The sequence below is a fragment of the Methanospirillum lacunae genome, from assembly GCF_003173355.1.
Classification (GTDB): domain Archaea; phylum Halobacteriota; class Methanomicrobia; order Methanomicrobiales; family Methanospirillaceae; genus Methanospirillum; species Methanospirillum lacunae.
Genome location: NZ_QGMY01000007.1, coordinates 258,571 through 278,327 on the forward strand (window position 1 = coordinate 258,571; position 19,757 = coordinate 278,327).

Here is a 19,757-nt window from a genome sequence, read left to right on the forward strand (position 1 = left end):
AAACAATCAGACATTAAACCTGCTAATATCAGAGTGAATACGACCTGCAAGGCCTGCAACAGTCTCGATATGCAGAGAGATTTCCTCAACAGAACGGCAGGATTCATTACAAGCCTGTGATGATGCATCAGCGTCTTTTGTTGTCTCCTGCATTAGATCACCAATTACCTGTGCACGTCTATCAAGGATCTGAATCATCTCTTCCTGCTCATCAGCAACCTGAACTACCCCCCTGCTCATTATAGCGATGGTTCCTATCTCACAGGACATATTCTGAAACATGTTTACCATCTCTTTTACCGCAATACTCCGTGTTTTTACTTCCTCTCGTGCACCATCAACCCCATCCCTTACCTCTTCAAACGCCTTATTTAGTGATTGGAGGGTATCTGAAATTCCCACCAGTGCACTCTTTGAATCTAGAGCCAGTCGTTTTACTTCTGAAGCTACAACTGCAAACCCTTTACCTGCGTTTCCAGCCTGGGCAGCTTCTATTGCGGCATTTACTGCGAGCAGGTTTGTCTGGCTCGTAATATCGGTAACAAGGCCTATGATCTTGTGTATTCTGCCAAGTTCCTCCTGTATTCTGATTGTTCTTGCAGCGATGAGTTCAGTCGCACCTGATATTGCATCCATGCCGTCTCTACTCTTTCCTGCAAGTTCAATTCCCCGGGACGAGATTTCATCAGCTCTGGATGAGATATCTGCAACAGATTCAGACTTTGATGTCATCAATCGAAGGGAATGCATTGCGGCATCAGTCCCCTTTATCATCTGCTGGACTTCATTTTTGACCTGACCAGCCCGTTCTGAAACAGAATACGCATAAGCAGCGAGCGTCTCTGCCTGACCTGCAACTGAGGCTATCCCTTCTCTCATGAGATCAGCCTCATTGTTCATGGTGGTGGAAGTACTCTTGAGATCCAGAATACTCTCAGAGATCCTGACCCCAATATTGTCAAGAGACGACCTGATAGTGACGAAATCACCAGTTACTTCGAGTTTTCTCCCCATCCGGTTCGCGAAATCTCCGTCAGCATAACCGCTGCACACACGGTCAATCTCGCTGACCACACCCTGACAATAGATACCTATTGCATCAAGTGAGGCTTTCAGGTTCTCAAAATCTCCAGGATATGAGATATTTTCATCCATCCGTGCATCAAACCTGCAAAGGGCATACTCACCACTCACCCTCCTAACTTCTTCAAGCGGTGCATGAATAAGGCCAATCATCCGGTTCATCCCGGTTACCAGTGCCTGGTAGTAACCTGAAAGACCAGAGAGATCACCTCGTGTCGAGAGATCACCATGCATCACCGACATTGTCAGCGATTCCACTGTTGCAATCATCATTTGAAGTGAACTCAGGGCTTCGTCGAGATCCCTGATCATTCCTTCAAACGGGCCAGAAGGAATATCTCCAACTGACACAGGAATCCAACCGGTTTTCAACTGTTCGATGGTTGTTGCTAGTACTCTGTACTGGGCCTCCACCGAGTCGAGCATCTGGTTCATATCCAATACCAGGTCTGAAACCTGTTCATTCTCCTGAAATTGACCAGGATCTAGACGGACAGACAAATTACCGGATGTAAACTGCTTACAGAGATTGGATATCTCATGATGCAATGAATCTCCTGACTGTTCTGGAGCACGTTCCTCTTCCCTGGACTTAATAAGTGCCTCATTAAAAATTTCACCAATATCTGCAAACAATCCCTTGTACTCATTAAGGTTAAGAGGGGTGAGAGAAACGGCCGGTTGAGAACATAAACCACCGGGATGAATACCCAGATCGTGGCGAAAAGACTCTATCATAAGCAACGTCATCCGCGTCCGTGTGCTCATTATGGCATCATCAGGAATTTCAGGGTCAGAGGAGAGGATAACATCCTGAAGGAGAGCCCGTTCAGATATTAGCCCCTGTACCTGTGACATCAGATCCCTGGGATTCTGGTGACCCCCGCACATTAGATGCCCACCTGAAATATCAGTGCAAATCTGCCGGACAGTCTGGCAGCATTTTTGCAGATCAGAGGCACCGGGATCCGTGGTACTGTCTATTAGCGAGCACAATTCTAAAAATCCGTCAGGAATGGAAGATATCCCGGAAGGCAAGGGAGTGATCAGGAGGTGAACAACATGGCGTTTGAGAAGAGGAATCATTCTCCGGTCAGCCTGCACTAGGAAAGAACATAACCCTGGTAACAGAAAAGACACTGGTTCATCCTCTTCCCTGACAGCAAGAATCTTCTCCAGAATCTGATCACCAGGGATTTCTGTTGCCTGAAAGTGAGAAAGGGTTTGTAACCTTATTCCACGGGAGGTAGTTGGATTTACTCCTAGATATGATGCGGCCAGATGAGATATTGAGAGGATAGTTCCATCAGATTCAACAAGTATTTCAGCATGATCTGACCAGGAACGCCGGATTTTGTCATACGAAGGGAGATCATCATCCTCTCTGATTTCAGCCAGAATAAGCAACAAATAGATGAGTGACCCATTTCCATCCATCACAGGCAGGGCAGTGGTTTGATAGAGATCAGACCTGGAAGGGAACCTAAACTCAACAACACTACTTGCGGGTTTTCTCATCAAAGCAGCATCCCAGACAGATTCACCTGACAGAAGTGACATCGGGATATCCTTCAGATGACTGCCACTCAGGGATCTTGATGCATACCCTGATGTGAGGTAGAAGGCATCGTTTGCATTAAGGATGGTCAGCATACCGTCGCAGACAAGAATCGGAGACGGAAAGACCCTGACTTCTTCGCTCCAGTCAGTGTGATTATCTGACGATGAAGTGAGAAGACGGATCAGCAATTCGAGATCGCCAGGTCTTGATGAACCTGCATTATTTGCGTTCATCCCTCGCTCACCGGCAGGGAAATCCTTCCGGACACATCATGTCCGTTCTTGATACGGTATCCTTTCTTCGGGATATGGATTTCAAATCTTGCACCTTTCAGGTTTTGCCCGGTCTCTGCAATGCCCATCCCGGTGATTCCCAGAATTTCTCTTGTATAATAGAGCCCAAGGCCGGTGTTACTCCCAAACCCGCGTTCAAAGATCTTCTCTTTGAGATCATCTGGCACTCCAACCCCATCATCCTCTACGACCAGAACACCGCCATTAATCTCCTCCATAAAACTGATCCTGACAGTAGTGACCCGTTTTCCATGCATGATTGCGTTCTCTATCAGGTTGCTAATAATTTTGCCAAACATCACATCAGTATAGACTTCAACCATTCCGGTAGAGTGAAGGATAGCAAGATCGCCAAACTCATGAGAGCAAGTGATCCCTTCTATTATTGCACCTACAGAGAGCCATCTCGGCCTCTGAATCCCTATTTTCTGATACACATCAGAGAAAACCAGGTGCTCATGAATGCTGTTTATACTAGAACCAATTGCAGCAACATACGGCCTAATCTCGGGGTTAGCTTCTGCACACTCAAGCAGGAGTTCATACGAGTTCATCTGGATGGTAAGTTGGTTCCTGATGTCATGCCTGGTAATACTATTAATGATGTGCAATTTCCTGCTCGTCCCCATTAGTGCCTCCATTGCAGTCTGCTCTTCTTCAAGAGCATAATGGTGGATTGCATAGGCAATCTCACTGCACAACTCAGAAAACATGGCCAGTTCATCAGGATCGGATGCGTAATCACCCGAAAGGGTGACAGACAGCACTCCGTAAACTTCACCGGCATGCTCAAGCCTCATGGTCAGGGCATATTGTCCCTGATGATCAGGATAGAGAGGACATTCCATGCAGGTCTGATTAGGCTCACAGATCACCGGTTCTAGACTCTGTACTATGGCACGACGAGTGCAGGAGGTCCGATTTCCTGCCTTGAGATACGTGATGAGATCATTGATCCGGCTTTCAAGGCCTGCATGATACACTGACCTGACACCACCATCCCGGTCAAAAATGACGACCCGGACATTATGATACCCACGGCCTGAAGAGATGATCCTGCATACATTCTGAAGTTTTCTCTCGATCTCCTCATCACCGTGCAGAGTCCCTGATACCTCACGGAGTGCCTGAAATATCTGGTATAGGTGGTGGATTTTCTGCTTTGTTCTGTACTGTCCGGCAGCATGAAGGACTTTTTTTGCAAGTTCTGCAAACTGGGATCCCGGATCTCCTCCTTTTTGAAGATAGAACGTGGCACCGTTGTTAAATGCCCTGATGACGACCTCTTCACGACCTCTCCCGGTGAATAGGATGAACGGAAGATCATGCCCACAGTCCCTGATCTCTTTGAGAAACTCTATCCCATCCATGACAGGCATCTCATAGTCTGAAACAACCGCATCATATCTGAAAGAGGAGAGTTTCTTTATGGCTTCCTGTGGGCTTGTAGTCGTATCAACAGAGATTTTCCCGGTTTTTTCGAGGTACATCCTGGTGATCTCCAGAATGATCGGTTCATCATCAAGATGAAGAATGTGGATATGGCCAGGCTGCCGGAAAGTTCTCATATTCCGACCCTTTTGATCTTGTCTGCAAGTTCCTGTGCCTGGTCCTGTTCGATGAACATGGCCGATGCGATGCCTACCCACTTTGAGAGGTCTGCGCAATGTGACGGTTCAAGATCCCTGAACGTTAATCCGTTCATGTGAAATTTGGTCTGACGTTCAAGGAGGGTGATAGCTGCCGGCCCGAGGTACTCGGTTGCAATCACCAGGACGGTGTCTGAAGTCGTGGTCATAATGGTCCACCAGGTTGGATCACTCCTGATAATCCTGATGCATGAGAATCTTCAAACTGGTGACCATTCGCTTGAATGAGGAGGCTAGCTCACCGATCTCATCATTGCGTGAGATAGAGATCGTTACGTCTGTCTCTCCCCTGCTTATCCGGTTTGCAGAATCGATAAGGATGTGAATATCCCTGATCATTGTCCGAGAAAAGACCGCGATAATCAGACCGGCACAGATAATTCCAAGGATCAGAATGAGATAGATCGTCTGTCCGACAAAGTTCATCCTGCCCTGAACCACTCCGGCATCCATATCAACACCGACGATCCCGATAACCTGACCTTTTGCATCTTTTATCGGGGCATATGCTGCAAGTACGGTTCCCCAAGGGCGATTTACAAACTCCGGTTCAACCTGTCGTTCAGAGAAGGCGTCTTTCATCGCCCCAGTTGGTGTAGATTCAACATCGCCAATCCTGAAATTTCGCTTTCCTGTATTGTATCCGGAGTCTACAACATATTCTATGTCTGAACTGCCATTACGCAGAGTATATATCTTGACAATATCAGGATCTGATTTTGCCATTTTTGCGAGTTGTTCTGCATTCATAATGTACAGAACTTCAGATTCCATTCCTGGCTGTAACTTGGCAATTTCATTACCATTCAGATCCGCTGCAGTTATTGAAGCCAGCGCCAGCAGTTCCTGCTGGGTTGACTCCTGAATTTTTCCTGAAGAGGCTCCATAGGTGAAGAGGAAGGTAAGCCCTGATATAACCAAAACGAGGATAACAAAACCAGCGGTGAGTTTTGTCATGATCGAATTGATCATGGACGTCATATTGCTTCTCCCATGCACCCAGGCTGCAGAGGGGCATTTTTTGTGAGAGGATGCTTCTGGTATTTCATGAAGGGATGATGAGAATGCTGGATCAATAATAATTCTGAATATAATCTCTTTATTAACCCTGAACATCAGGTCTCTCCTGATAGATCAGGAGATCAATAGAGGAAGAGAAGAGGAATTGAACTATGCCCATGATCCATGAAAAATCTCATACTAAAGGAAGAATAACTCATCAGACAAAGCCACAGAATGTGGCAATTTCTTAAAACAGAGAGATCAAACAAGGTGAAGAGATAGGACCCGGAATGAGTGTCCCAGGATCCTACAGGTTTAGAATGAAATTTGTGTGTATCTCTTCACCGGTAGATCAGATCTTCTAAATTATAGGGCTGGCTATGGCTTTCTTACACTGTTTTACTTGAGTGATACAAATCCCTGCTCTTCAACAATCTTCTGACCATCAGCGCTCAGGAGGAAGTCGATAAAGTCCTTAGCTGCACCTGAGGGTGCTCCGTTGGTTATGAAGTATAAGTCACGGGAGAGCGGGTATTCCTTGCTTTTGACGGTTGCCGTAGTTGGTTTGAGCATCTTTCCATCAACATTCAGGTTAAGAACCTTGACTCCGTCTTCAAAGCCCATACCCACGTATCCGATTGCATTCGGAGTCTGGGAGACGAGCTGCTGGACAGCACCGTTTGAGTTCTTCTCAACCATGAATGGAGTGAAGTCTGCCTTCTTAAGAACTTCGGAAGAGAAGAATTCTCGGGTCCCGGATGCACTATCACGGCCTACAATACTAAACTCAGCCTGCTCTCCTCCGACATCTTTCCAGCTCTTGTCTTTGCCGGTGTAGATATCCTTTATCTGGGAAAGAGTGAGTGAATCAACCTTATTTGCCGGGTTGACGATGATGGCAATACCGTCCTTTGCCACAGGTGTGACAACCAGTTTTGAGTTGGCTGCTTTCTCATCAGAACTCAGTTCTCTGGATGACATACCGATATCGACGGCTCCTTTCGAGATTGCAGAGATACCGGCACCTGATCCGCCTCCGCTCACCTTGACATCAACGTCAGAGTGCTTTGCCATGTATGCTTCGGCAACTGCCGAGGCGATGGGGAGGACGGTGGTTGAACCGGAGATCGTGACTGTCTTTCCTTCTGCACTCACCGCTGCCGGAAGAACTGCAAGGACTACCAGGAGTCCTGCAACCAGGGCAAGAGCGGAGAGTTGTGAACCAGGTACATGCTGCGACATACGCATCACCTCCTTAATCACGTGGGAATGATCATAGAGATTTTCTCATGAAAAACGGGGATCCATAGAGTCATGAGAGAGATCTATATCATCTATTCACCTCCGGAGAGAGTCGAGATCAAGAGGGACCATTTTTGGGATCATATTATACCTATCAGAAATCCGAATCCACGAATAAAGAACTACATGTCTTCTGTTATGGTAAAGATGGTTGATTTGTGCAAACACGTGTAATGACACATAAATAACGGTTCTGCTGGGTAGAGAATATAACGGGATATTAGATATCTGACACCCTAATGCCATGATTTACATGGAGAGTAACATGAACCACCTCGGGATCCACTGGAATTTTACAGGACAGAAAAGAAGAGAAGATGTATAACCAGGTGATCATAGTTCAACAGGAAGCAACGATACTATACTCAGCGACAGAAACTCAAATTTTCAATATCTCTAATTTAGCACCTATTTAATCCTAAAACCCTATATGTTTGAATAAGGGAGTTTCATTCATAATTTACTATGGCGTTGAGTATAATAAAGCAGGGTTATTCAACTCGACAATCGGTAGGCTGAATCAGAGAAAGTTTTCTCATACCTGCAGAAACATAACCGGATCTGTCAAAGGTATCAGATCAAAACCAAACCAAACATATTAATCGCTCGCCACCTGACGCTGTTTCATGAAGAGCCAGTACTGGATCATTCTTGTGGTCATTGTCTTGCTTATCGGGATAGGCGTTGGCGCATTATTCACTCCAAAGGCTCCTACCTTCACTGTCAAGGGGGCCGAGATCAATTCAGTCAATCTTTCTGCGATTGGTCTTTCATTTATTATTGAAGTTGATAGTTCTTATCCAGTTGCTATTCCAATTAAAACACTTACATATACTGTATCATATCAGGGAAGAGATGGCCCTATCCAACTCGCATCAGGTGAAAAGAAAGGAATTATGATAAAGCCAGGTAAGGATGAACTGGTTATTCCCGTACTTGTTTCAAATCCATCCATCGTGAAATCTGCATTTGAAGTATTACGGACAGGGGAAATCAGGTTGATTATTAACGGAAGTGCAACACCAGACTTTTTAGGTGTCGCTCCGGCAGTGCCATTCAGTAAAGAGGTGGCAGTTCCAGTAAAACTTGGTGATATTAGTGGAGATATTATCTCCAGTGTCGGATCACTTGCAGGATCACTTCTTTCAACCAAGTAACCCAGTTTTTTTCCATCTACTCTTTTTTTACGGATTTCAGCACGAACGAAACAGCTTATATTATATATTACTATGCCATGCAAAATCGATAGAATTATGGTAACATCTGTTAGAGTACCTATTCTCTATTCCTGCTTGGATAACAGGGAGAAGAGGAGGGATAATTCTGAAGGTAAATACTGGAGAAAAGATTTCATTTTTTTTAAATAATGCGACAATAGGACAGAAGATCAGGATCATCTGCCTGATATTGGTCATCGTACCGGTCCTCACTCTCGGAGCCATTGCATACACTAGCGCCTATAACGCAGTGTACAGCGATATCAGTCAGAACCTTGGAAACCAGGTTTCTGACATGAAAGATGAAAGCGCGACGGTCTACAACCTTACCCAGAACAAGGTGAATGACGATCTTAACATCCTGAGAAATTCGTTTTATTCTAAAGGGACTCCAGAGATCAATGATGGTAAACTGATACTCTCATCGGGATCATCACGTTATGTGGTGAATGATAACTTCGAGATCGTTGATGGGGTGCAAAAACTGGTTGGTGGGGCTGCAACAATATTTCAAAAAGAGGGTGACAAGGCAGTCAGGATCTCCACTAACGTCATTGGTGATGATGGCAAACGGGCAATCGGCACGACTGTATCTCAGGCAGTATATGACGCAGTCATCAACAAGGGTGAGACCTACTACGGATCGGCAATCGTTGTAGGTAAACCGTATATCACGGCTTATGAACCTATCAAGAATGCAAAAGGGGAGATCGTCGGGATTCTTTTTGTGGGTGTTGAAGAGAATGCCACGGTTGGTGTGCTCAAATCCCAGATAAAGGCAAAGAAGATCGGGGAGAAGGGGTACATGTACGTCCTTAACAGTACCGGGTATACTATCCTTCACCCGACAAATGAAGGGAAGAGCGACACAGATCTCCCCTTTATCAAAGAGATCATCACCAAGAAAAACGGATTTATACACTACAATTATAACGGTGTCGAAAAAGTCGCTGCATACGCGTATTATCAGCCCCTTGACTGGATCATCATCGCAAACGGATCCCTTGCCGACTTTATGGGCCCGATTGATGCTATCAGGAACACCATCATCCTCGTAATCATACTTGGTGTCATCGCAGGGGTTGCCATCTCATACTGGTTTGGAAACTCGATATCAAGGCGGATGACCGAACTCGTCAGGGTTTCTGAACAGATTACCAAGGGTAACCTTTCAGTCAGCGTCAATGAGTCAGCGAGTATGGATGAAATCGGGATCCTAAACAGGTCCTTCCTTGAGGTTATCAGAACATTTGAGCGGTTCAGGGATGAAGTTCAGACGATCAGTTTTGCTACTGCTGAGGGAAATCTAAATGTACGAGGAGACTCATCCAAATTCCAGGGTGACTATGCCCTAATCATCGGTGGAGTAAACAAGACCGTTGACGCGATGGCAATACCAATCAAAGAGGCGATGAGACTTTCAGGCGAATATGCAAAAGGAGACTTTTCCGCACGGGTTGACCAGTCACTTCAGCTTAAGGGCGAGTTTCTCACTTTCAGGGATGCTCTTAACACCATCGGTACCGATATCTCCGAAGCCATCACCAAGGTCAAACAGGAGGTTGATGGATTGTCAGAGGCAATGGGCCATGTGGGGGCTAACGTCAATTCTGTAACGAGCGGAATGGTTGAAGCACACCACAGTATTGAAGACGTCTCTAAAGGAACCGGTCAGGTTGCCCAGATCGCCAGTGCAGTCAACACGATGGCAGACCATTGTGGCAACAGTACCAAACAGATCATGAATGCAATGCAGGATCTCGCAACTACTGTGTCTGAAGTCGCTACTAAGATGAATGATGTAACATCACTGACAGGAAGTGCATCTCAACTCTCAGAACGCGGTAAGGAGGTAGCAGGAAAGGCTGAAGCCGGGATGCAGGGAATCATGCATTCATCATCTGATATCGAACGTATGGTTACCGATATCAACAACCAGATGAGCGAAATCGGAAGGATTGTAGATATTATCAGTTCGATCGCTGAGCAGACAAACCTACTCGCTCTTAATGCTGCGATAGAAGCTGCACGGGCTGGGGAGGCAGGACTCGGATTTGCTGTTGTTGCCGGTGAAGTCAAGGATCTTGCAACCGGTTCACAGAAATCTGCAGAAAATATTGCTTCAATCATCACAGCCCTGCAGCAGAAGACGGCACTTATTGCGGATGCAGTGAAGGTCTCATTGACAGAGGTGAAGAATGGTGATGAGGCAGTTGGAGAGTCACTTGCCATATTCAGCGATATTGTCGGGTCCATATCTGAGATCGACAAGAATATGAACGAGGTGGCAGCAGCGAGCCAGGAACAGGCTGCCTCTGTTGAAGAGGTGACCGCTACTGTTCATGAATTCGGAGACATGATCCAGAAAACTGCAAAGGAGTCAGTTGGACTTGCAGCAGCAAGTGAGGAGTCTTCAGCAGCAGTTGATCAGATCGTCACCATGATCGACCATGTAAACACCTCTATGGATGAAATTAGAAGTGTTGTAAGTAAGGCCCTCGAATCGACTCAGTTTATCGAGGAAGAGATGAGCAAATTCAGAATCTGATCATAAGGTCAGAACCTCCCTTCTCCCGCCTATTTATCGGGCTTTAACACCAATGTGTTCTGACCGTGATCTCGTCTTCTACAAGGCCAATTCTCTTTGTCCTTGCTGCAGCATTTCTCTTTGGCTCTTCAGCACCGATGGCAAAACTGGCACTGGCAGGTATTGCACCGATCACGCTAGCTAGTATAATCTATTTTGGAAGCGGGGGAGGAATGGCAGTATACCGGCTTTTCCGTTATCTTCGTGGGATTGCTGAAGAAGAGCCACCGCTCAATAGGAGTTCTGTTCCCTGGGTTATCGGGGCTTCATTCTTTGGGGCTGTTCTTGCAACAACCAGTCTCACACTTTCACTTCGCACCGTTACAGCCTGGGAGGCATCAGTCCTACTCAGTTTCGAAGCTGTCGCCACTGCACTGGTTGCCAGGGTTGTATCAGGAGAGAGGGCAGGCCCAAGGGTGTGGACTGCACTTGGATGTATCACTCTCGCCTGTATTACCCTTGTCTGGAGACCGGACCATTCACTCGGACTTTCCATAGGAGCAGCCGGCATTATCTTCACCTGCCTCTGCTGGGGTGTGGATACCAGTTGCTCACGAAAGATAGCAGGTCGTAATCCGCTTGAGATTGTGATGTATAAAGGCCTCTTTGCCGGAGTAGTCACCTTCGCAATTTCTAGAATTATCGATGAACCACTTCCACAAGCAGGTCCGGCAGTGGTAGCCGCGATCATAGGTATAACCGGGTTTGGCGGTTTGATGACATTCTGTTTCCTTAAAGGGCTCAGGGATCTGGGTCCAGCCCGAACCGGCTCTTACTTCGGAATAAACCCGGTGTTTGGTATCATCATGGGTCTGATAATATTCAGGAACATTCCAGGCTTGATCTTCATCCCTGCTGCTGGACTGATGCTCACCGGGATCGCAATCCTGTTGACTGAGCATCACAGCCATATGCACCGTCATTCTCCTGATGTTCATGATCATCGGCACAGGCATACCGACGGACATCATGATCATCCACACCCAAAAGGGACCCTTCCTATAGGACCGGATGGATATCATACTCATCTTCACTCGCACCGGGACCTCATTCATGAGCATGAACATACTCCAGACATTCATCATCAACACCAACACACACGGTAACAGATTTCCGGAGATCTTAGGTAGAATCATACTTCCTGCAGCGCAGGATTAAGAATAATCCGGTTCAACCTATCAGCATGTTTGCAAAACGGATCGATAACCTGCCCCCGTACCTCTTCGCCCGCATCGATGAGATGAAGGCAAAGAAACGCAGTGAAGGGGTGGATGTCATCGACCTCGGAGTAGGGGATCCCGACCTTCCCACTCCGTCCCATATTGTGCAGGCACTCATTGACGCTGCACAGGATCCAGACAATCATCATTACCCCTCATACCTTGGAATGCAGGCATTCCGTGAAGCAGTAGCCGGATGGTATAAACGCAGGTTCTCAGTTGATCTTGACCCATCGTCTGAGATCATCTCATTGATGGGCTCTAAAGATGGGGTCGCCCATATCCCAGAAGCACTCGTCAACCCGGGAGACTATGTCCTTGTACCAAGCCCCGGATACCCGGTGTACTCCACCGGAGCACTCTTCTCAGAGGGAAAAGTTCACGAGATGCCACTTCTTTGCGAAAACAACTTTCTCCCTGACCTGGATGCAATTCCTTCAGACATAGCAAAAAAATCCCGGCTCATGTGGATCAACTACCCAAACAACCCCACATCAGCTATTGCTCCGCCAAAATTCTTTGAAGAGGTTGTTCAGTTTGCCCGAGACAACGATATTGTGGTTGTCAGCGACAATGCCTACTCTGAAGTCTCTTTTGACGGATACAAAGCACCCTCATTTCTGGAGACCGACGGAGCATCAGAGGTTGGTATTGAGATGCACTCCCTTTCAAAGACCTACAACATGACTGGCTGGCGTATCGGAATGGCAGTCGGAAACAAGGAGATCATCAGGGGCCTTGGAGTGGTCAAGACAAACATTGACTCAGGAACTTTCAACCCGGTGCAGTATGCTGCTATTGCTGCACTTTCAGGTCCGCAGGACTGTGTCGCAGAAGCCTGCTCTATTTACCAGGAGCGCCGTGATGTTCTGGTTTCAGGGTTGCAGAAACTCGGATTTGATATCCAGGCACCAAAGGCAACATTCTATGTCTGGCTGAAAGTAGAGGACAGTATGGCAACCGCTGCAAAGATGCTCAATGAAGCAGGAATCGTCGTAACTCCGGGTATTGGATTTGGTAAATCAGGCGAGGGATATGTCAGGTTTGCAATAACCAGGTCTGTTGACCGGATTCGTGAGGCTATCGGAAGGATGGAGTCGGTATCATGGTAATGACCCTTCCACCACACCTCTCAGTCAAAGACCGACACCTGCGAATCGGCGGCTGTGATGCAGTGGAACTTGCATTTAAATACGGAACCCCCCTCTATGTCACAGATGAGGACCGGATAAGGGCTAACTTTCATGGATACAAAAAGGCCCTCTCATCACGGTACCAGAATATCAGAATTCTGTATGCTGCTAAAGCAAACGGTAACCCTTCAATCCTGAAGATCCTTGCAGAGGAAGGAGCAGGAGCAGATGTCTTCTCTTCAGGTGAACTCACCATCGCTTTGCAGGCAGGAATGAAACCTGAGTACCTCCTCTTCAACGGGAGTTCAAAGACCGAAGCTGATCACCGGCTTGCAGTCGAAAAGGGCGTCAGAGTCTCACTTGACTCTATCGACGAACTGATGCAGCTTGACCAGATAGCAGGTGAGGCAGGAAAGGTAGTTGAGGTCTCATTCAGAGTAAATCCGGCTATTGATGTTCCAACCCATCCAAAGATTGCCACAGGACTGGCCACCTCTAAGTTTGGAATTCCGGCAGCAACCATCACAGAGGCATATGCACAGGCTCTTGTATGTAAGAACGTTGTTCCGGTCGGGATACACTGCCACATCGGGTCGCAGATTCTCTCTGTGGAACCATTTGCGAAAGAAGCACAAGTTCTGATGGAAGTGGTTGCAGAGCTTCACAAAATGGGTGTAAAATTCAAGTTTGTGGATCTCGGAGGTGGCCTTGGAGTCTGCTATGAGCACTATGGCGGACCTGCTCCTGCATTTGATGCCTATGCAGACGCAATCATGCCAGAGATCATCTCAACCTTCACAAGACTGGGTATCTCACCAGAGATCTGGATAGAACCAGGCAGGTCAATGGTCTGTGACTCTACGATCCTGCTCACAAAGGTCAACTCAGTGAAACAGGCACACAAAACATTCGTGAATGTGGATGCAGGGTTCAATACCCTGATCAGACCAGCGATGTATGACTCGTATCATGAGGTGTTAGTAGCAAACCGTGCAGGAGAGGAACAGGCAGGAACCTACACCATAACCGGGCCGATATGTGAGACCGGTGATATCCTTGCCCATGATCGCAAACTCCCTGCAATTCAGGTAGGAGATCTCATTGCTCTTCTTGATGCAGGGGCCTATGGGTACTCAATGGCATCGCAGTACAACGGCCGGGGACGCTGCGCTGAGGTACTGGTAAAAGGGGATAAATCAGCCCTGATGCGAAGAGCAGAAACAGTTGATGATCTTCTGGCAGCTGTGGTAACACCACCATGGCTGTAAAGTCTTTCCTTTTTTTCTTGACTGAACCCTGCAGAATTACGAGACCGGAGAAGATCCATGGTCAGGTATCACTACGCACTTGTTGATGACCTGATCAGCAGGGAAGAGTTTGATCGCAGGATCGAGAAAAAGATCGAAGCCTGCGGTAACCTTGCCGATGAAGTAGCTGCTGCTCTTCTGGTAGTCCGGGATCTTGGTAGATCACATGTGAAAATCAAAGGACTACGAGGGAGATCCTCGCTCTTCTGTTTCTATGCAAAGATCCTTGCCTACTCAGAAGTTAAGGAATTTGATAGGGCTGATGGGAACAAAGGGCTTGTCGCACGGGTCACGGTTGCTGACGAGACAGGTCAGACAGACCTGGTCTTCTGGGATGAACAGGCTGCAGCGATTAGTGAGTCTTTTGAGGCAGGGGAGGTTGTTGAAGTCATCGGAAGGCATGGAAAGAGCCTGAAAGAGATTCAACCCCTTAACCTGAGGAAAACACATGTCGAGATAAACTGCGACATGAATCCGAAAGAACAGAGGCAGCCTGAGCGAAAGGATATTGATCTCATGTTCATCAGCCTGCAGCCTGCCAAGACCTTTACCAGGAAGGATGGTACTACCGGAGAGATGGTCAGCGGAATTGTAGGGGATGCAGGAGGGACAGCACGTCTGCTCTGTTGGGATGCAGTAATGCTCTCAGGACTTACTCCAGGCATGGCAGTACATGCAGGAGGTGTCCTAGAGAAAGAAGGGGATTTTGGGGGTAGGGAGATCGTGATTGATGAAAATACCCAGATATCTCCTGTAGTACAGATGCCTGAAATTCCATACATCCCGCTCGGAGAAGTGAAACCAGATCAGACCGTGACAGTATCAGGACACTTTGTGCAGGTACTGCCACCACGGCCCTTCACCAGGAGGGATGGAACTTCTTCGTGGGTACGGAATGTAAGGATCTCTGATGAGACAGCCACACTCCCGGTAGTACTCTGGGACGATGAAGCATCCCGGACGTTTCTCACAGGAGAAAAGGTGATCATCTACCATGTGCCTGCCCGGGTAGGGAGAACTGGTGAGACTGAACTTTCGGTGGGAAGAGGAAGTTGTCTGATCATTGTTCCTGAAGGTGGAGAGAGGATCAGTATAGATGGAACCATCATCGAGAGCCCTGAAGGTAAGGTCATTGACAATGGCGTGCAGGCGTTTTTGATCGAGGGATCATACCAGCACGGGACTGAGATCATTCTTCATGGAATCATGAGCGGAAAGAGGCTGTTTATAGAGGGTGATGAGAAAACCGGCATATCTCTGGAGATTGTACAGACAGATCTTAAACAGTTTCTTGAGAGCCTCGAATCAGCCTGAAAATACACTTTCACACAGTGATTTGCACGACCATATAATCATTACGATATTACAACCCTCAATCCACCAGAAAATATCCAATTTACTCCCTTTTTTTGGCACCGACCATTTGATCCTACTACAAGGACCAATCCATCTCATCATTTGCAAAATTCACATCCCGTATGAAAAAATTTGAGGGTGAAATGATGACCATATCAGCCGTTTTTCACCGGATTCATGATCCGCATATCCATATTGCGAAAGTATTGAAAACGCACAATTTCAGATAATTCAAAAATTAAGGGCCAATTATGGCGATTAAGAGTAGTTCTGAATTCTCTCTTTTCACTTTCGCCCTGTTTCCCTGAAGTTTAAATGGGGGTCTGAGTGATGGGTAGAGTAGGGATAGAACATTATGGCAGCAGAAGCATACCAACTTGAGGACATACCAGGCGTCGGACCAACCACTGCAGAAAAACTCCGCGAAGCAGGATACGAGAGCGTTGAAAAAATAGCACAATCAACAGCCTCTGAACTGTATGAATCTGCCGAGATCGGTGAGGCTACCGCTCGGAAGATGATCAAGTGGTGTATTGCTCAGACTTCTCCTGCTGAGCAGTCAGACAGTGAATCCACCTCAGCAGACGCCGGTGTTGAGTTAGCGCCTATGAATACCAGAAGACTGGAAATCGAGGATATACCCGGTGTAGGGCCTGCAATAGCAGAAAAACTTCGTGATGGAGGGTTCCTTACAATTGAAGGAATTGCAACAGCTACTCCATCGACACTCTCAGAGGCCGCCGAGATTGGTGAATCAACCGCCAAGAAGATGATCAAGTGGTGCAGGGAGCAGGCAGACATAGGGGGCTTCAAGACCGGCACAGAGGTCTTTGAGGCACGACTTCTCATCAAGAAACTCAGAACCCTGGTTCCTGAAGTAGACGAACTCCTGGGAGGCGGATTTGAAACCCAGGCAATCACTGAACTCTACGGTGAGTTTGGTTCAGGTAAATCACAGATTGTTCACCAGCTTGCAGTAAACGTTCAGCTCCCCGAGGAACTTGGCGGACTTAACGGATCGGTCATCTACGTTGACACCGAAAATACCTTCAGACCTGAGCGTATCGAACAGATGGTCAAGGGACTTGAGATCGAGGGAGCAGACCCACAGGAATTTCTCAAGCACATACATGTAGCCCGGGCCCAGACATCAGATCATCAGATGCTCCTGATAGAGAATACTCATGAACTTGCAGAAGAACTCAAGAGCCAGGGCAAGCCGGTAAAACTCATCATTGTAGACTCGCTCACCGGCCTTTTCCGGTCAGAGTATGCAGGCAGGGGAACCCTGGCTGAACGTCAACAGAAACTGAACAGACATATGCATGACATCTTTAAACTCTGTGATGAGTACAACGCAATCGGACTTGTCACAAACCAGGTAATGTCAAACCCGGCGGTTTTCTTCGGCGACCCCACAAAACCAATTGGAGGAAACATCGTCGGGCACACGGCAACATTCAGGATCTATCTGAGAAAAAGTAAGGGAGGAAAGCGTATCTTCAGACTGGTTGACAGCCCGAACCTGCCAGACGGTGAAGCTACATTCCTCGTGGAAGAGGGTGGCCTCAGGGCCTGTTAAGTTGTGCTACGAGCAGTTATCACTGACATAGACGGGACACTTACTGACGAGAGACGCAGGCTCAGTACGTGTGCAATAGAAACGATTAGAAAACTCCAGGATAACGGGGTTCAGGTAGTTCTCGCTAGTGGGAACACCTCCTGTATCCTCAAAGGTCTCTCCAAGCTTATCGGAACCAGTGGGACATTTATTGGTGAAAATGGCGGAGTATACAGGGTAGGATTCACCGGTGATCTGAAAATTCTCCCTAACCGCCAGATAGCGCTTGATGCCCTGGATCTCCTTACCAGGCATTTCCAAGAACAGGGGATTACTCTTGACATGTACTCTCCCCGTGAAAGGTTCGCTGATGTCGCATTTGCCCGTAATGTTCCGGTTGACGAGGTCAGAACTCTTCTTGCAGACTGGAACGTATCAGTTCTTGATACCAATTTTGCTATTCATATCCAGGAGAAGGGCTTTAGTAAAGGCTCTGCCTTCAGGCATATCGCAGGTGATCTGGACATACCGCTGTCAGATTTTCTTGCCATCGGCGACTCTGAGAATGATACCGACATGATTCAGGCTTCAGGAACAGGATGCTGTGTTGCTAATGCAGTACAGGAAGTAAAACAAGCTGCTGATTACGTATCCTCAATTCCGTACGGAGAAGGATTTGTTGAGGTTATGACCCGGTTTTTCCCTCACATTCTTGAGAGATAACGGTCAATCACAATAAAATCCTTGATATCACGAACAGATTCAAACGGAACCATCATCCGGTCCCCATCCATTTGGTATCCGGTGGTGTCGTATGTCTCGTCTGGTTCGATGATCAGGTCTGTTATCTGTCCGGTATCAAAATCAACCATAAGGTTGCGCAGCTCGCCGATGGCTTTCCCGTCGTTGGTCATGATCTGCTTGCGGGAGAGGCTCCGTGCAAGTACCGCTTTCATAACAGATTTTTCGGTCGTGAACGATATTAAAGATACTTTTTTGAAAGGGTATTTCACCAGGTTATCCCCCGCAACAGGCTCGCAGATGATTATGACCACCAGGAGCGTCTGATGAGCGCAAAACTTATGGATTTAGTTTTGTTTAGACGGTCTCATTCATGACCCAGTCAATATATCCGGAAAACCCTTTGGAAACCGGGAGTGCAATGATCTCAGGTACCTCATACGGATGAATAGTTCTGATTGCTACAATAAGGTCTTCAACACAATGATTCGCAGTTTTAATGATGAGAAGGTCTTCCTTTTCATCACAGAGATGGCCTTCCCATCGGTAGAGAGACCGGACGGGAGTTATGTTCACACATGCCACCAACCGGCGCTCCAGGAGCTCGCGGGCGATTCGTGTTGAATCATCAGAAGGAGCAGTACAGTAGATAACCGAGATATCAGAAAGGTTCTCGTCAGCCATTGATAGTTCTCGGCTTTCAGGATATATGAAGATCATTCCCTAGCAAGGGAGGAGACAAATATGTTTAAGTGCCTGAAGGTTGTTCTAATATAAGCATCTGTGCTGTTGTGGCCTAGCTGGTTAGGGCGCCAGACTCATAAGAGAAATCTGAGATATCTGGAGGTCGCGGGTTCGGATCCCGTCAACAGCATACTAATTTCAGGTTGGAATTTCTAAACACAATTCCTGCTTGAATTGAAGTTCTTTTTTTACATACCAATAAGATTGAAAACTACTAGAAATGAAGAGGCTATCAAAATATCTCCATTACACGTTTAGATCTCTGGTCTGAATTGCAATACAGACCCCCTTCCTATTACCAAACCATATGGGGCGTAGGGATGGGCGTAATGTATGCGGGGGACTCAGATCATTATCAGAACTTCAACCATAATTTGTCCCATTCTTTTAATCATATAAAAGCCCGAAAGATAAATTATCTGTTCACGAATTGTGTCTTCTGAAAGGGGGGTTAATTATCCTCAGAAAATCACGCTGATGAGAAACTATTTCACGTGACACATCATTGTGGTTCTGCAGACGGATCAGTAAATTCTTACAATAGTTTTGAAAATATCATTTTTGTTGATTAGATTCACTTCTATTTTTATGTAATTCTCTGTAGCAGTAAAATCAATTTTTTATCTGCGTCCAACCTTTTGCAAAACCCAGGAACTGAATTTAATGGATGGAAGTAAGTTATACGTAGGCAATCTCTCCTACTCAACCAAAGAGAATGAGTTATCAGATCTGTTTTCAACATACGGTCAGGTCGTAAGTGCAAAAATTATCGAGAACAAAGGATTTGGATTTGTCGAGATGGGATCATCAGATGAAGCACAGGCAGCTCTCGATGCACTAAATAACGCTGATTTTGGCGGCAGAACTTTAAAAATTGATGAAGCACGCCCGATGCAGCCAAGGACAAATTTTGGCGATAACAGAAGCGGAAGTTCTTCCGGCGGCTATAATAAAAGACGTTACTAATTGTAAAGTAACACAAAAATCCTTTTTCTCACCGA

Annotated in this window: 16 protein-coding genes, 1 tRNA gene and 1 pseudogene; 11 read left to right on the forward strand and 7 right to left on the reverse strand. The window is 46.7% G+C overall.

Going from position 1 to position 19,757, the window contains the following annotated elements; all coding sequences use genetic code 11:
* Nucleotides 1-6: 6 nt before the first annotated feature.
* The 5 genes from DK846_RS09200 to DK846_RS09220 all read right to left on the reverse strand — a co-directional run bounded on the left by DK846_RS09200 (nt 7) and on the right by DK846_RS09220 (nt 6,830).
* Entirely contained in the window at nt 7-2,877 is a 2,871-nt protein-coding gene (locus DK846_RS09200; protein ID WP_109968646.1) for a methyl-accepting chemotaxis protein, read from the reverse strand.
* Entirely contained in the window at nt 2,874-4,505 is a 1,632-nt protein-coding gene (locus DK846_RS09205; RefSeq protein ID WP_109968647.1) for a response regulator, read from the reverse strand. Before DK846_RS09205 ends, DK846_RS09200 begins: the two co-directional genes overlap by 4 nt.
* Nucleotides 4,502-4,735, reverse strand: a complete 234-nt coding sequence (locus tag DK846_RS09210; RefSeq protein ID WP_109968648.1) for a hypothetical protein — start codon at nt 4,733-4,735, stop codon at nt 4,502-4,504. The genes DK846_RS09205 and DK846_RS09210 overlap by 4 nt, the downstream gene beginning before the upstream one ends.
* A 19-nt stretch (nt 4,736-4,754) precedes the next feature.
* On the reverse strand, nt 4,755-5,702 hold the full coding sequence (locus tag DK846_RS09215) for a HAMP domain-containing protein (RefSeq protein WP_109968649.1): 948 nt from the start codon (nt 5,700-5,702) through the stop codon (nt 4,755-4,757).
* 285 nt (nt 5,703-5,987) lie between these two features.
* Complete coding sequence (locus tag DK846_RS09220; RefSeq protein ID WP_109968650.1) at nt 5,988-6,830, reverse strand: phosphate ABC transporter substrate-binding protein; 843 nt, start codon at nt 6,828-6,830, stop codon at nt 5,988-5,990.
* A gap of 686 nt (nt 6,831-7,516) precedes the next feature.
* On the opposite strand from DK846_RS09220, the gene DK846_RS09225 reads away from it, so the two are divergent.
* The 9 genes and pseudogenes from DK846_RS09225 (at nt 7,517) to DK846_RS09265 (ending at nt 17,994) form a co-directional block, all read left to right on the forward strand.
* The gene (locus DK846_RS09225; protein WP_109968651.1) at nt 7,517-8,047 is read left to right on the forward strand and encodes a hypothetical protein; all 531 of its coding nucleotides are present in this window, start codon (nt 7,517-7,519) and stop codon (nt 8,045-8,047) included.
* Nucleotides 8,048-8,297: 250 nt separating this feature from the next.
* Nucleotides 8,298-10,655 carry a methyl-accepting chemotaxis protein gene (locus tag DK846_RS09235; protein ID WP_245926510.1) on the forward strand — a complete coding sequence of 786 codons (2,358 nt, stop codon included), beginning with the start codon at nt 8,298-8,300 and terminating at the stop codon, nt 10,653-10,655.
* Nucleotides 10,656-10,720: 65 nt separating this feature from the next.
* Nucleotides 10,721-11,800 carry a DMT family transporter gene (locus DK846_RS09240; protein WP_109968654.1) on the forward strand — a complete coding sequence of 360 codons (1,080 nt, stop codon included), beginning with the start codon at nt 10,721-10,723 and terminating at the stop codon, nt 11,798-11,800.
* Between the two features lie 77 nt (nt 11,801-11,877).
* Entirely contained in the window at nt 11,878-13,026 is a 1,149-nt protein-coding gene (locus tag DK846_RS09245) for an LL-diaminopimelate aminotransferase (RefSeq protein WP_109968655.1), read from the forward strand.
* Nucleotides 13,026-14,315 carry a diaminopimelate decarboxylase gene (gene lysA / locus DK846_RS09250; RefSeq protein WP_109968826.1) on the forward strand — a complete coding sequence of 430 codons (1,290 nt, stop codon included), beginning with the start codon at nt 13,026-13,028 and terminating at the stop codon, nt 14,313-14,315. Before DK846_RS09245 ends, lysA begins: the two co-directional genes overlap by 1 nt.
* 57 nt (nt 14,316-14,372) lie before the next feature.
* Nucleotides 14,373-15,668, forward strand: coding sequence for an OB-fold nucleic acid binding domain-containing protein (locus DK846_RS09255; RefSeq protein ID WP_109968656.1), 1,296 nt, complete (start codon nt 14,373-14,375; stop codon nt 15,666-15,668).
* Between the two features lie 397 nt (nt 15,669-16,065).
* Nucleotides 16,066-16,173: pseudogene (locus DK846_RS18210) on the forward strand (helix-hairpin-helix domain-containing protein); the annotation flags it as partial.
* A 144-nt stretch (nt 16,174-16,317) separates the two neighbouring features.
* Nucleotides 16,318-17,292, forward strand: coding sequence for a DNA repair and recombination protein RadA (gene radA, locus DK846_RS09260; protein WP_342769661.1), 975 nt, complete (start codon nt 16,318-16,320; stop codon nt 17,290-17,292).
* A gap of 3 nt (nt 17,293-17,295) precedes the next feature.
* The gene (locus tag DK846_RS09265; protein WP_109968658.1) at nt 17,296-17,994 is read left to right on the forward strand and encodes a phosphoglycolate phosphatase; all 699 of its coding nucleotides are present in this window, start codon (nt 17,296-17,298) and stop codon (nt 17,992-17,994) included.
* Here the strand turns inward: DK846_RS09265 and DK846_RS09270 are convergent.
* Complete coding sequence (locus DK846_RS09270) at nt 17,976-18,227, reverse strand: PRC-barrel domain-containing protein (RefSeq protein ID WP_109968827.1); 252 nt, start codon at nt 18,225-18,227, stop codon at nt 17,976-17,978. The two genes, DK846_RS09265 and DK846_RS09270, sit on opposite strands and share 19 nt — an antisense overlap.
* Before the next feature lie 142 nt (nt 18,228-18,369).
* Nucleotides 18,370-18,696, reverse strand: coding sequence for a divalent-cation tolerance protein CutA (gene cutA / locus DK846_RS09275; protein WP_109968828.1), 327 nt, complete (start codon nt 18,694-18,696; stop codon nt 18,370-18,372).
* 101 nt (nt 18,697-18,797) lie between these two features.
* Here cutA and DK846_RS09280 point away from each other — a divergent pair.
* Both DK846_RS09280 and DK846_RS09285 read left to right on the forward strand, forming a co-directional pair.
* Nucleotides 18,798-18,886, forward strand: a tRNA-Met gene (locus DK846_RS09280).
* Nucleotides 18,887-19,419: 533 nt separating this feature from the next.
* Nucleotides 19,420-19,722: an RNA recognition motif domain-containing protein gene (locus DK846_RS09285; RefSeq protein ID WP_109968659.1), complete on the forward strand. Its 303-nt coding sequence runs from the start codon at nt 19,420-19,422 to the stop codon at nt 19,720-19,722.
* Nucleotides 19,723-19,757: the final 35 nt, after the last annotated feature.

Bases quoted from the DNA above. Each gene is read 5' to 3' on its own strand.
- DK846_RS09200 (WP_109968646.1), bottom strand. From the start codon at position 2,877: ATGAACGCAAATAATGCAGGTTCATCAAGACCTGGCGATCTCGAATTG.
- DK846_RS09205 (WP_109968647.1), bottom strand. From the start codon at position 4,505: ATGAGAACTTTCCGGCAGCCTGGCCATATCCACATTCTTCATCTTGAT.
- DK846_RS09210 (WP_109968648.1), bottom strand. From the start codon at position 4,735: ATGACCACGACTTCAGACACCGTCCTGGTGATTGCAACCGAGTACCTC.
- DK846_RS09215 (WP_109968649.1), bottom strand. From the start codon at position 5,702: ATGTTCAGGGTTAATAAAGAGATTATATTCAGAATTATTATTGATCCA.
- DK846_RS09220 (WP_109968650.1), bottom strand. From the start codon at position 6,830: ATGTCGCAGCATGTACCTGGTTCACAACTCTCCGCTCTTGCCCTGGTT.
- DK846_RS09225 (WP_109968651.1), top strand. From the start codon at position 7,517: ATGAAGAGCCAGTACTGGATCATTCTTGTGGTCATTGTCTTGCTTATC.
- DK846_RS09245 (WP_109968655.1), top strand. From the start codon at position 11,878: ATGTTTGCAAAACGGATCGATAACCTGCCCCCGTACCTCTTCGCCCGC.
- lysA (WP_109968826.1), top strand. From the start codon at position 13,026: ATGACCCTTCCACCACACCTCTCAGTCAAAGACCGACACCTGCGAATC.
- DK846_RS09255 (WP_109968656.1), top strand. From the start codon at position 14,373: ATGGTCAGGTATCACTACGCACTTGTTGATGACCTGATCAGCAGGGAA.
- radA (WP_342769661.1), top strand. From the start codon at position 16,318: ATGAATACCAGAAGACTGGAAATCGAGGATATACCCGGTGTAGGGCCT.
- DK846_RS09270 (WP_109968827.1), bottom strand. From the start codon at position 18,227: ATGAAAGCGGTACTTGCACGGAGCCTCTCCCGCAAGCAGATCATGACC.
- cutA (WP_109968828.1), bottom strand. From the start codon at position 18,696: ATGGCTGACGAGAACCTTTCTGATATCTCGGTTATCTACTGTACTGCT.
- DK846_RS09285 (WP_109968659.1), top strand. From the start codon at position 19,420: ATGGATGGAAGTAAGTTATACGTAGGCAATCTCTCCTACTCAACCAAA.